Consider the following 13148-nt stretch of genomic DNA (forward strand, 5'->3'; position numbering starts at 1 on the left):
GCCCGGGCCGTGTTCACACCTTTAGAACCGCACCGGGGTTCATGATGCCTTTCGGGTCAAGGGCCGCCTTTATGGCACGCATGGCATGCAACTTCGCAGGGTCGCCATAACGTTGCAGATCATCGACTTTAAGTCGCCCTACCCCGTGCTCCGCGCTTACCGACCCGTTGAACGCATGCACAAGATCGTGGACTGCCCGCTTGACCGGGCCACGCTGATCCTCGAAATCTGCCCTGTACCGACCAAGTGGCGGGAACACGTTGTAGTGCAGGTTTCCATCCCCCAAATGCCCAAAGCAATTGATCCGATACGGACCTAATGCACTGACCATATCTGCGCCTTGGCGAATGAAGTCCGGGATAAGTGAGATCGGGATTGAGATGTCGTGGCTCGAGACGGACCCAATCAAACGATTGGCCTCGGGGATGCGCTCCCGCACAGCCCAAAGATCGCTGCGCTGTGCTTCGCTTTGGGCAATGACCCCGTCGCTGACCAACCCTTGGGACTCGGCGCTTTGATAAACGGCTTCCAACGCCTCGGACGGAGATTGACCGGCTGACAGCCCCAGTTCAATAAGAACAGACCACTCGGGGGGAACCTCGAAGGGCTGGCGGACGTCTGGCAAAACTTCGGTCAGGAATTCAAGGCCCTGCCGGTGGATCAGCTCGAATGTACTGACAGTCTCCCCTACTTGATCACGCGCGAGGGCCAGCAACTCGATGGCGGCCTCGGGTGAGGGCACCTGAAACATCGCCGTTCCTACAGCCGCAGGGCGTGGGAACAGTTTCAATGCCGCAGCCGTAATGATCCCCAATGTGCCTTCGGCTCCGATCAGCAGATTACGCAGATCATAGCCGGTGTTGTCTTTGCGCAAACGGCTGAGGCCGTGCCAGATTTCACCGTTGGGCAAAACCGCCTCGAGCCCCAGGCACAGGTCACGCGCATTGCCATAGCGCAGCACGTTGACCCCTCCGGCATTGGTGGCCAGATTGCCACCGATCCGGCAGGACCCCTGCGCCGCCAGCGACAGTGGGAATAATCGATCCGCGGAATCGGCGGCGGCGCGGACATCGGCCAGAATGGCCCCGGCCTCGGCAATCAGAACATTTTCGGTTGGGTAAACCGCCCGGATGGCGGTCATCCTTTCCATCGAAACAACCAGAGGAGCTGGCCCATGGGCCATCACTTGCCCGCCAACCAGACCCGTCCCACCGCCATATGGCACCACCGGAACGTGCGCAGCCGAGGCATGCCGCACCAGACCCGCGACCTCCTCAACAGTGCGTGGCAGGGCTAACAGGCCAATATGGCCCGCAAACCGGTTGCGCGGTTCCTCAAGGTACCGTTCGGTCGCGGGGCGCAGCACATCATCGCCCAGATCAGCGCGGATCAAATCGGCAAAACGGTCATCGGCTGGGTTTAAATCCATGGCCCTTCATCGCCCAAGGCACACCACCGCCACAAGCCCTATTCCAGTTCGATCAGATAACGCGGTTCCAGCACCACAACAGTGGGGCGGTCCGGCAAACTGCGCAAAGAGACGGTGATTTCCGAGACGCCTTCCCGCTCGACTGGGAAATCGTTCCGGATATCGACCAAAAACCGATCCAGCGAAAACCCCGAGAACCAGTGCATCGGGATGATAACCGAACTCTTAAGCCTCTTGAGAACCGAGATCATCTCAGGCAGCGGCATGGTGGTGCCGCCATCCACGGCCGCCATGACCACGTCCAGCCGCCCCAGCGCCGCGAATTGCTCGTCCGACGGCACGTGATGCAGATGTCCAAGATGACCGATGCACAGGCCTTCGACCTCGAACACGAAGATCGAGTTTCCGCGCTCCTCCACCCCGCCATAAGCAGAGCGGATGTCCGTTGACACATTGCGCACCAACATCTCACCCAGATCAAGGTGATGATCGATCCCAAGCCCAAACGCGCCCCATCCCGGCAAGGCATACGGGATCGCCGGATCGGGATTCGCGGTCCAATGGGTGTCGTGGGCATGGTTCATCGTCACCACATCAGGGATCATGTCTGCGCTGCCGATGAAACCTGTGAAATCAGTCACCGCGTTCAGCCCGCCTTGGGTTTGGATCAGAAAGGAGGCGTGGGCGATATAGCTGATCCGAACCGAGAAGTCGGGAACCGGGTCACTCCACGCCGCCTTGTGCAGATATTCAATTCCTGGCGCCGCGTCTGCGATGGCAATGCAATGGCTCGGGCGCCGCTCTTGCGCCGCAGCCCCGCCCGAGATCACCATCAGTACCGCAACAATCCAGCGCATGGACGAAGTGTAGCGTAACCCGGCGACAAGTCACCCGTTACGTCTTCATCTTTTTCAAAGTACTCCGGGGTTTGGGGCAGCGCCCCAATGGCTCTCCAGGGGCCTTAACCTGCGTCTGTCTTACCGCGCCGGTCGGACCGAAGGCTTGCATACAACACATGTGTCCGCCAGCGTCCGTTGATCTGCAGGTAAGACTGCGCCACGCCCTCATATTTGAACCCCGAGCTTTCCAACAACCCTCGTGAGGCTGCGTTCTCCGGCAGGCAGGCGGCCTCGATCCGGCTGAGGTCGAGGCGGGTAAAGGCATGGTGGAGGACCGCCCCAATCGCCTCGCGCATGTATCCCTGACGCGCAAAGGATTGACCGGTCCAGTATCCCAGCGTCCCGGCCTGTGCGGGACCTCGCCTGATATTGTCCAGCGTGATCGCGCCCAACAACACTCCGTCGGTCCGGCGAAACAGGAACAACGGGATCGCCGTGCCGCCACCCACGGACCGTTGCGCCCAATAGACGCGGTTGGTGAAGGACTTCCGGCTCAGGTGATCCTTGGCCCAGATTGGTTCCCACGGGGTGAGGTAGTCCTTGGACGATCGTCGCAGGGCCACCCAATCGTTAAAATCAGAGTGAACGGGCGGGCGCAGGCTCAGGCGCTCGGTCTCGAGTTTCAGCTTGCGTCTGCCCAACAGCATCACGCCGCGCGCCTCTCCTGCAATTCGGCCAGTGTTGGCGCGCCCGAGACCGGACCGTACAACGCCAATGCCGCCGGTGCCTGAACGGCCATCTGTTCGGCGAACAGGCGCACGTCTTCGGTGGTGACCGCGTCGATCTTGGCAATCGCATCCTCGAGTGAGGGCACCCGGTCCCAGATCTGCACAAGACGGGCCAGACGTTCCGCCCGGTTCGAGGGACTTTCCAGACCCATCAGCATCCCGGCCTTCATTTGCGCACGGGCACGGGCAACCTCTTCAGGGCTCATATCTTCGGCCGCGCGCTTCATCTCGTCAATGGTGATTGCCGCAAGCTCATTGACCTGATCGGCGGAGGTTCCGGCATAGATCGTCGTTGTGCCCGTATCGGCATAGGCGCCGGTCTGGGCAAAAATCGTGTAGCATAACCCGCGCGTTTCGCGCACTTCCTGAAACAGCCGCGAGGACATGCCGCCACCCAAAGCGGTCGAGTAGATTTGCGCGGTATAGATCGCATCGTCGCGATAGCCGGGGCTTTCCAGCGCCAGCGCGAAATGAGCCTGCTCCAACTCTTTCTCCTGACGCGCCTCACCACCGGTAAAGCGGGCGGGTTCGGCAATCAGGCCCTTGCGCGGCTGCAGGTGACCAAACATCTCTTCCGCCATTTTCATCAGCGCGTCATGATCCACCGCACCAGCGGCGGACAGGATCATCTGTTCGGGGCCATAGTGCTCGGCCACGAACCCGGACAAATCCTCGCGCGAAAAGGCGCTGACCCGTTCTGTGGGGCCAAGAATGGTCCGGCCCAGAGGTTGATCGTGATAGCTCTGCTCTTGCAGCCAGTCAAAGATCACATCGTCGGGCGTGTCGTAGGCTTGGCCGATCTCTTGCAGGATCACACCACGCTCGACCTCAATCTCGCGCGGATCAAAGACAGGGTTCAGGACGATATCGCCGATGACATCCATCGCCAGCGCCACGTCGTCCTTGAGGACGCGGGCGTAATAGGCCGTCACTTCGCGCGAGGTATAGGCGTTGATGTACCCGCCCACATCTTCGATCGCCTCGGCGATTTTCAAAGCGGAACGGCGTTGGGTTCCCTTGAAGGCCATATGCTCAAGGAAATGCGCGATGCCGTTCTGTTCGACCCGCTCATGCCGCCCACCGGCGGATACCCAAATGCCGATCGCTGCTGATTGCAGCCCCGGCATGTGTTCACTGACGATACGAAACCCGTTCTTCAGTTGATCTTGTCTGACAGTCACTCAGCGATATGCCTTTTGATATGATCCTCGAGGGCACCCAGATCATTTGCAATGCGGGTCACCCGTTCCGGACGTTCATACAGATCAGACATGCGGGATGGAAGAGGCGGATGTACGTCGCTCGCCTTCTCGACCGCGGCCGGGAATTTCGCCGGATGTGCAGTGGCCAGTGTGATCATCGGTACGTCGGTGACACGGTGGTCTTCGGCCACCTTGATACCAACCGCCGTGTGCGGGCAGACCAGCTCGGCACTGTGTGCCAGCGTGGCTTTGATCGTGGCAAGCGTTTCATCCTCGGACACGCGGCCCGAGTCAAAATTCTCGCTCAGCGCCTCCATCGCGCCTTGGCTGACGTTGAAACCGCCCTGCTTCAGTTCATCCATCAGCTGCGCCACGGCGCTGCCATCTTCGCCATAGGCATAATACAGCGCGCGCTCAAAGTTCGAACTCACCTGAATGTCCATCGACGGGCTGATCGAGGGGATGGTATCGCCCTTGAAATACCCCTGCCCTGACAGGCAGCGATGCAGGATATCGTTCTGGTTGGTTGCCACCACCAGACGGTCGATCGGCAGCCCCATACGTTTGGCAATGTAACCCGCGAAGATATCGCCGAAATTGCCGGTGGGCACTGTGAAGCTGACCTTGCGATGTGGTGCACCAAGGCTTGTCGCAGCCGAGAAGTAATAAACCACCTGCGCCAGCACCCGGGCAAAGTTGATCGAGTTCACCCCGGCCAGTTTCACCCCGTCGCGAAATTCAAAATCGTTGAACATGTCCTTCACGGCAGCTTGGCAATCGTCGAAATCGCCATCCACGGCCAACGCGTGAACATTACTGTCGGCTGGTGTGGTCATCTGGCGGCGCTGCACTTCGGACACGCGCCCGTGCGGAAACAGGATGAACACATCCACCGCATCCAGCCCACGGAACGCATCAATGGCTGCCGATCCGGTATCGCCGCTGGTCGCGCCCACGATAGTCACCCGTTCGCCGCGCCGTTTCAAGGCGACCTGAAACAGCTGACCAATCAGTTGCATGGCAAAATCTTTGAAGGCCAGCGTCGGCCCATGGAACAGTTCCAACAGGAAATGGTTCTCGTTCAGCTGTTTCAGCGGCGCGCGGGCATCATGACCGAACCCCTCATAGGCGCGCGCGATGATTTCCTTGAATTCGTCCTCGGCAAACGAGCCGCTGACATAGGGCCACATCACGCGAAAGGCGATTTCCTCATAAGGCTGACCAGCCAGCGCTGCGATGTCATCTTGCGACATCACCGGGATTTCGGCGGGCAGATACAGGCCGCCGTCTCGGGCCAGCCCGGTCAACATCGCCTCTTCGAAACTCAGTTCGGGCGCTTGCCCACGGGTCGAGATGTATTTCATTGCGCTTCACTCTCAGACGGGGCGCGACTGCGCCACAGGAAATATCCGGTCATCGCGGCCCAGACCAAGGCCAGACCAAACCAGGTCACTGCGTATTGCAGGTGATCATTCGGGATGCCTGTCACACTGACCGGCAAAGGGGTTATGTCGGGATCGGTTTGCGAGCGTGCGATCAGCAGCACTGGCTCGGTTCCCAGTTTAGCCGCCAGCGCAGGCACATCACGGGCAAACCAGATGTTATCGTCGATATCGGGTTCGGGCGTGTAACTGTCAATTTCATCCGGCCAGTGCAGATTACCGGTAACATCCATTGCGCCAATCTGACGGTCAGACAATTTGTCCGGCGTCCGAATGAACCCCCGGTCGATCAGGATCGTGCGCCCACCGGTTCTGAACGGCGCTATGACCCGGTAACCGGGTCCAACCTTTTTGACCGAGACGAGGACATGAATCTCTCCGGGCAGTATCTCTCCGGAAGCTGATACGGGCAGGTAGCGATCATCCTCAGGCGACAACTGATCCGGCAATCCAACCGTTTCACCGGAAATGCGGGCCTCGATATCGGCAAGAACTGCTTCTTTCCAGCTCAGGCGCTGCGACTGCCAAATGCCCAGCGACAGCAGCACAGCCAGACCGGCGATGCCAAAGATCAGCAGGAACAGAATGCGGCGCATGTCAGGACCATGTTTCGTTGCGGGAAGGCTGCGAAACAGCCGGCGCCTTGTTAAGGGCTGCGCAGGCAAAATTGCAACCTTCCAATTGTATCGGGCGCAATCTTGCGCCCAAATCGAGAAAAAGCCGCCCCAGAGGGCGGCTTTTGCAATTTGATTATCCTACGTTCGTTACATCAACGGGGCCTGACCCCAAATGTAGACGGCGAAGAACAGGAACAGCCAAACAACGTCAACGAAGTGCCAGTACCAAGCCGCTGCTTCGAAGCCTACGTGTTTTTCAGGGGTGAAATCACCGCGCAGCGCCCGGATCAGGCAGACCGACAGGAAGATGGTGCCGATGATTACATGGGCACCGTGAAACCCGGTTGCCATGAAGAAGTTCGAATAGAACTGATCGCCACCGAACTTCCAGCCATCATGGGCCAGCAGCTCATAATACTCAAAGCCCTGCAGGAAGGTAAACGCGACACCCAGTGCAATGCCGATTGCCAGACCCTGAACCAGAGCCTTGCGATCATTGCCATGGACCAGCGCATGGTGGGCCCAAGTAATGGCGCAGCCTGACAACAGCAGAACCAGCGTGTTGATCAGCGGCAGGTGGAACGGGTCAACCGCATGGATGTCCGGCTGGATATATTCGGTGCCCGCATAGTCGTACATCGGATACATGCGATGTTTGAAGAACGACCAGAACCAGGCAAAGAAGAACATCACCTCGGAGGTGACGAACAAGATAAAGCCATAACGCAGGCCGATGCGGACAACCGGCGTGTGATCCCCGGCGCGACTTTCGGCCACCACTTCGGACCACCAGGCGAACATGGTGTACAAAACGGCCAGCAGACCGGCCCAGAATACATAAGGCGTCTTGCCGTGCATCCAGAGGACGGCTCCGAACAGCATCACAAAGCCGCCGATGGCGCCTATCAATGGCCAGATCGATGGGCTGAGAATATGGTAGTCATGGTTTTTAGCGTGTGCCATCAGCGTCCCTCACCTACAGGCGTTAGTTCTTGTTTGTGTTCGCCTGCACGTCAAGGGCGGCATAGCCCTCGGGCAGATCGATTTCGTAGAATGTATACGACAGAGTGATCGTATGAACGTACTTTGCTTCTAGGTCGTCGACGATTTCCGGATCGACAAAGAAGGTCACGGGCATCTCGACCCGCTCACCCGGTTGCAGAACCTGCTCGTCAAAGCAGAAACAGGCGATTTTCTGGAAATACCCACCTGCCGAATACGGCGTCACGTTGTACGAAGCCTGCCCGGCGATGGGTCTGTCAGTCGGGTTATACGCCTCGTAAAAGGCCAGACCCGTCTCGCCGATGCGCACCTTCATCTCACGCGCGACCGGCTTGAACTCCCACGGCATGTCTTTCGCCTTTGAAGCGTCAAAGCGAATGGTGACAGCTCGATCAAGAATGTCATCTGGGGCCTGTTGGGCCACGCCAGTGGTACCGCCAAACCCGGTAACCCGGCAGAACCAGTTGTAGAACGGCACCGAAGCCCAAGCGAGGCCGCCCATCAGGACAACCACACTCACTGTCTGAGCGACAGTCTTCTGCGGACCCGTCAACGCCATCAGTTTTGCGTCTCTTCCATTGCCATGCCGAAATCCGTGCCCGAAACTTTGACGATCGTCAGGCCAAAGATGATCACGATAAAGGCTGCCAGCGTCAAACCAACACCCAGGTTGCGACCAAAGCGGCGTTGATGCAGTTCGTGGCTTTTGCGCAGGCTCATGACCAGCCTCCCAAACCGTAAGGTTTCAACAGGGCTTCGACCAGAATCGCACCAAAATGCAGGAACAGGTAAAGCAGAGACAGTTTGAAGAAACTGCGTTCGACCTTGAAATTATCAGCCTCCGAGTCATCCTCGGTCCGGCGCGAGATCGCCCAAGCCCCGCGCAGGAACAACGCGTTCATGACCACTGCAACAGTCAGATAGATCGGGCCGCCAATGCCAGAAAAAGAAGTGCCGACAGCGAGCAGCGCCAGCAAGGCGGTGTAAATCAGGATGTGGGTGCGTGTCGCGCGACGACCATGGGTCACGGTCAGCATCGGTACGCCCGCGTCGTCATAATCCGAACGCATGAACAGCGCCAAGGCCCAGAAATGCGGCGGCGTCCACATGAAGGTCAGAGCGAACATCAACCACGGCTCGAGCGTCATTGACCCCGTAGCAGCGACCCACCCGATGACCGGAGGGAAAGCCCCGGCAGCACCGCCAATCACGATGTTCTGTGGCGTCGAGCGTTTCAGCCACATCGTATAGACGACAACATAGAAAAAGATGGTGAAACCCAGAAATGCCCCGGCAAACCAGTTTGTCGCCAGCCCCAGCATGATCACTGACAGGCCGGACAGAGCCAGTCCCAACGCCAAAGCTTCGCCTTCTTCAACCTTGCCAGACGGGATCGGGCGGCCTTTGGTCCGCTTCATCACCTTGTCGATATCGGCATCCCACCACATGTTCAGCGCGCCTGAAGCACCGCCACCGATGGCGATAAACAGGATGGCGCAAAATCCGACAATCGGATGCACAGGAACCGGTGCGGCGATCAAACCAACCAGTGCAGTAAACACGACAAGCGACATCACGCGCGGCTTCAGCAGGGCAAAATAGTCGCCAAAACTGGCCTCATCCGCTGGGGCCTTGGCGGTCAAAGTGCTGGCATTGATGCTTGCGTCGCTCATTTCCGGTCCTTTTGGGGCGAAAGCTGCGCGATACCTTGCGCAGCTTGCGTTTTTTCCCGGGCGGGATCGATCCCGCCCATGTCGCGCTTAGTTCGCAGCGACCTGATAGGTCTGCGGCAGGCCTGCATATTCGTCGATTGCACCTTGCAACCACTGGTCATAGGCTTCCTGACTGACCACTTTGACGGTGATCGGCATATAGGCGTGGTCCTTGCCGCACAGCTCGGAACACTGGCCAAAATAAATGCCTTCCTTGTCGGCCTCGAACCACAGCTCGGCCAGTCGACCCGGCACGCCATCCTGTTTCACGCCGAAGGCCGGGATCGTCCACGAGTGGATCACGTCCGATGCGGTGATCTGCATGACCACAACCTTGTTCACTGGCACGACAACCGCAGTGTCGGTGGCCAGCAGCCATTCGTCCGAACTGTAACCTGCGTCAACCAGTTTGGCGCGCATCGCGTCGTCCAGAACAAACGGCGTTACATCCGCATCCGCGGGACGGGCCCCTTCGTCCAACGTTGCCGGGTGGCCCAGCAAATAGCTGTCGAATGCAAAATCATGATCGACATATTCGTAGGTCCAGTACCACTGGTTGCCGACAACCTTGATGACCACGTCACCTTCGGGAATTTCCTGCTGTTTAAACAGAACCGGCAGTGAAAAGGCGCCGATGAACACAAGAATCAGGATCGGACCCAGCGTCCATGCGATTTCAACCGGAGTGTAGTGCGAGAATCGGGCCGGTGTCGGATTGACGCGTGAGTTGTAACGCACGATGCAATAAACCAGCAGGCCAGCAACCAACACGCACACGGCGGTGATGATCACAAGAATCATCCCGTCCAGATCGTGAATCCCCTGGGCAAGGCTGGTCGCTGCGGGCTGAAAGCCGATACCGCCATCGACCGGCTTACCAATAATCTCAAGCTCCTGAGCCATGGCGGGAAGGCTGGAGAGGGCTGTCACAAGCCCCGAAAGCATCAAAGCATTCTTCATATTCTGTCCTGATCGTTTGATCTTTACGTCCCTGGCGAAAAGGCGTGAATCGGTCACACCTCACCCGTTGTCTTTGGCCGCGTTAAAAACCATATTCCTTCGGGTAGATAAAGCAAAATGCTTGCGTCAAACAGACGCTATTTTTGATCTGGATCAAACCCGAAAGGCCGCAACCCATGTCTCAAGCTCCGTTTCGCCCCTTTGAGAGCGCAGTTCCGCATGACGAAGCCCTGACCATTTTGCGGTCAGCAACGGCCGGCGCCGAGGACGGAGAACTGTTCGTCGAACGGCGCAAATCCGAGTCTCTGGTCTTTGATGACGGGCGTTTGCGCACAGCCTCGTATGACGCGTCCGAGGGATTCGGGTTGCGTGCCGTACAGAACGACGTGGCCGCTTATGCGCATTCAACCGATGTTTCCATTCCAGCGCTCAAGCGAGCTGCGGAAACCGCTCGACTGGCTGTGGGCGATGGTGGCGGAACGCTGGCCGACGCCCCGCGCGCGACCAACACGCGGCTTTATACGGACGAGGATCCAATCGAATCCGCCAGTTTCCCGGCCAAGATAGAAACCCTGCGCGAGATCGACGCCTTTGCCCGCGATTTGGATTCGCGTGTTGTCCAGGTCAGCGCCACCATTGCCGCTGCGGTGCAGGAGGTGGAAATTCTGCGCCCCGACGGCGTGCTGGTTCGCGACGTGCGCCCGATGACGCGGGTGAACGTCTCGGTCATTGTCGAACAGAACGGTCGCCGCGAAAGCGGGTCCGCGGGTGGTGGCGGGCGCGTCGGTCTGAGCGGGTTGATTGACCCCACCGATTGGCAAAACAAAGCACGCGAGGCGTTGCGGATCGCCTTGGTCAACCTGGACGCTATCCCCGCCCCGGCTGGCGTGATGGAGGTCGCGCTGGGCCCCGGATGGCCCGGTATCCTGCTGCACGAAGCCATCGGCCATGGGCTTGAGGGCGACTTCAATCGCAAGGGCAGTTCGGCCTTTGCAGGGTTGATGGGGCAGCAGATCGCCTCCAAAGGCGTGACCGTTGTGGATGATGGCACAATTGCAGATCGGCGCGGGTCAATCACCATCGATGATGAGGGTACGCCCAGTTCGCGGACGGTCCTGATCGAGGATGGCGTCCTGACCGGATACATGCAGGACCGCCAGAACGCGCGTCTGATGGGGGTTGCACCTACGGGCAATGGGCGGCGGCAGAGCTATGCGCATAAACCGATGCCGCGCATGACCAACACCATCATGCTGGGCGGGGATGCCGATCCGGCTGCGCTGGTGGCTGACATCAAGGACGGCATCTGGGCGGTTGGTTTTGGCGGCGGTCAGGTGGACATCACCAATGGCAAGTTCGTGTTCTCCTGCACCGAGGCGTATCGGGTCGAGAACGGTAAAATCGGCGCGCCGGTGAAAGGCGCGACCCTGATCGGGGACGGCCCTTCGGCGCTGAAGCGCATTCGCGGGTTGGGCAATGACATGGCGCTGGATCCGGGTATGGGCACCTGTGGTAAGGATGGGCAATGGGTACCGGTGGGCGTTGGTCAGCCAACCGTTCTGATGGATGGGCTGACCATTGGCGGCTCTGCTGCCTGAGTCGAAATCAGCTGAGTTCGGGAAGGCGCAGGGTTAACCTTACGCCTTTTCTTTTGCCGTTTCTGATCAGATCATGTTTCACGCACCGCATATCCCTCAATATCTTTTTCGTTATGAAACAATATATTGCTCGTTTTCCTATGAGTGACATCGAAAAATATTGTATATAATTTATCGCGATTCACAGGCTGTTAACCCGCGCTCCCGTAAACCAGTTTTGCAATCAGGCGGAGCATCGGATGACCGAAGAGCAGCTTTCTTCCAATCACCCCCCACTCCCACCCACCACGGAAGAGGACCGGTTTTCCTGGCTCCGTCTGTTGCGTTCGCGCAAGGTTGGTCCGGCAACGTTCCGGCGTCTACTGCACGAACATGGTTCGGCGCAGAATGCGCTGGCCGCGCTGCCGGAAATGGCACGCGCCGCCGGAATCGAAGGGTATGAAATCTGCCCCCCCGGCGTGATCGAGGTGGAGCTCAAGGCCGCAAAAGCCGCCAACGCGCAGCTTTTGTGCCTTGGGACCGCCGACTTTCCCAAGGCCTTGCTTGATGTCTCTGACGCACCGCCGCTGCTGTGGGCGATCGGTGACACATCCGCGTTGAAACGTCCCGCGATTGCCATGGTCGGCGCGCGAAACTGTTCGTCACTGGGTGCACGAATGGCGCGCGGCCTGGCGAAAGAACTGGGAGAGCGGGGATACATCGTTGTCTCCGGTCTGGCTCGCGGAATCGACACGGCCGCCCATCTGGCCGCGGTTGATTCCGGCACAGTGGCCGTTATGGCCGGCGGTGTCGACGTCATCTATCCGGCAGAAAACACCGATCTGGCACGCAACATCGAGAAAGCGGGGCTGCGGCTGTCAGAACAGCCCATAGGCGTGACACCTCAGGCCAGACATTTCCCCCGCCGTAACCGCATCATCTCGGGTTTGGCACAGGCGGTGGTCGTGGTGGAGGCAGCGGCAAAGTCCGGCAGCCTGATCACCGCGAGGGATGCGCTGGATCAGGGGCGCGAGGTTCTGGCGGTTCCGGGTCATCCATTCGATGCGCGGGCCGCCGGGTGCAATTTGTTGATCCGCGATGGCGCGACATTGGTGCGATCAGCCGAGGACATCATCGACGCCTTGCCACAGCAACAGGAATCCGAGCGGCAAACCGCTGTCCCGTCAGAAATCGATGTGCAACCGGCGGCAACGCCCGCCGCGCTGCATCGCGAGATTCTGACGCGACTTGGCCCCTCACCCATCGCCGAGGACCAATTGATCCGAGACATTGCGGCGACTGCTGGCGAAATTGGACCGGCGTTAGTCGATCTTGAACTCGACGGGCGCATTCAAAGACAGCCGGGCGGATTACTGTCTCTGACGGCCTGATCGTCAAAGCCAAAAGATCGCGTATTTCTAATCAGCGCGCCCTGCACCGTGGTCTTATTTGTGACGCATAGAGCTGAAATCATACCCGAAATCGATACCCGAAAGGAACGCATTGACAATTCCGTCTTGCCGCACACATTTTGCACGGCCATATAAGGCGCCCAATCCGTCGAGCGAGGTTTTCATTTA

Annotated in this window: 13 protein-coding genes; 2 read left to right on the top strand and 11 right to left on the bottom strand. The window is 58.9% G+C overall.

What is annotated here, in order from left to right:
• Positions 1-13: 13 nt before the first annotated feature.
• The 11 genes from HW561_RS15985 to coxB all read right to left on the bottom strand — a co-directional run bounded on the left by HW561_RS15985 (position 14) and on the right by coxB (position 9991).
• The gene (locus HW561_RS15985; RefSeq protein WP_176866342.1) at positions 14-1429 is read right to left on the bottom strand and encodes an FAD-binding oxidoreductase; all 1416 of its coding nucleotides are present in this window, start codon (positions 1427-1429) and stop codon (positions 14-16) included.
• Positions 1430-1467: 38 nt separating this feature from the next.
• Positions 1468-2286, bottom strand: a complete 819-nt coding sequence (locus tag HW561_RS15990; protein WP_176866343.1) for an MBL fold metallo-hydrolase — start codon at positions 2284-2286, stop codon at positions 1468-1470.
• Positions 2287-2390: 104 nt separating this feature from the next.
• Positions 2391-2975 carry a GNAT family N-acetyltransferase gene (locus HW561_RS15995; protein WP_176866344.1) on the bottom strand — a complete coding sequence of 195 codons (585 nt, stop codon included), beginning with the start codon at positions 2973-2975 and terminating at the stop codon, positions 2391-2393.
• The gene (locus HW561_RS16000; RefSeq protein WP_176866345.1) at positions 2975-4237 is read right to left on the bottom strand and encodes a M16 family metallopeptidase; all 1263 of its coding nucleotides are present in this window, start codon (positions 4235-4237) and stop codon (positions 2975-2977) included. Before HW561_RS16000 ends, HW561_RS15995 begins: the two co-directional genes overlap by 1 nt.
• The gene (thrC, locus tag HW561_RS16005) at positions 4234-5622 is read right to left on the bottom strand and encodes a threonine synthase (RefSeq protein ID WP_176866346.1); all 1389 of its coding nucleotides are present in this window, start codon (positions 5620-5622) and stop codon (positions 4234-4236) included. The genes HW561_RS16000 and thrC overlap by 4 nt, the downstream gene beginning before the upstream one ends.
• A complete protein-coding gene (locus HW561_RS16010) occupies positions 5619-6296 on the bottom strand; it encodes an SURF1 family protein (protein WP_176866347.1) in 678 nt (225 codons plus the stop codon). Before HW561_RS16010 ends, thrC begins: the two co-directional genes overlap by 4 nt.
• 168 nt (positions 6297-6464) lie before the next feature.
• Positions 6465-7280, bottom strand: coding sequence for a cytochrome c oxidase subunit 3 (locus HW561_RS16015; protein ID WP_176866348.1), 816 nt, complete (start codon positions 7278-7280; stop codon positions 6465-6467).
• 22 nt (positions 7281-7302) lie between these two features.
• Entirely contained in the window at positions 7303-7878 is a 576-nt protein-coding gene (locus HW561_RS16020; RefSeq protein WP_176866349.1) for a cytochrome c oxidase assembly protein, read from the bottom strand.
• The gene (locus tag HW561_RS16025; RefSeq protein ID WP_176866350.1) at positions 7878-8039 is read right to left on the bottom strand and encodes a hypothetical protein; all 162 of its coding nucleotides are present in this window, start codon (positions 8037-8039) and stop codon (positions 7878-7880) included. Before HW561_RS16025 ends, HW561_RS16020 begins: the two co-directional genes overlap by 1 nt.
• Positions 8036-8992 (bottom strand): heme o synthase, encoded by a 957-nt coding sequence (gene cyoE / locus HW561_RS16030; protein ID WP_176866351.1) that lies wholly within the window; start codon positions 8990-8992, stop codon positions 8036-8038. Before cyoE ends, HW561_RS16025 begins: the two co-directional genes overlap by 4 nt.
• Before the next feature lie 87 nt (positions 8993-9079).
• A complete protein-coding gene (gene coxB / locus HW561_RS16035; RefSeq protein WP_176866352.1) occupies positions 9080-9991 on the bottom strand; it encodes a cytochrome c oxidase subunit II in 912 nt (303 codons plus the stop codon).
• A gap of 176 nt (positions 9992-10167) precedes the next feature.
• Between coxB and tldD the strand changes: the two genes are divergently transcribed.
• On the top strand, positions 10168-11589 hold the full coding sequence (gene tldD, locus HW561_RS16040; RefSeq protein ID WP_176866353.1) for a metalloprotease TldD: 1422 nt from the start codon (positions 10168-10170) through the stop codon (positions 11587-11589).
• Positions 11590-11828: 239 nt separating this feature from the next.
• A complete protein-coding gene (dprA, locus tag HW561_RS16045) occupies positions 11829-12959 on the top strand; it encodes a DNA-processing protein DprA (protein ID WP_176866354.1) in 1131 nt (376 codons plus the stop codon).
• Positions 12960-13148: the final 189 nt, after the last annotated feature.

It is taken from the genome of Ruegeria haliotis (genome assembly GCF_013377785.1).
Classification (GTDB): Bacteria; Pseudomonadota; Alphaproteobacteria; order Rhodobacterales; family Rhodobacteraceae; genus Ruegeria; species Ruegeria haliotis.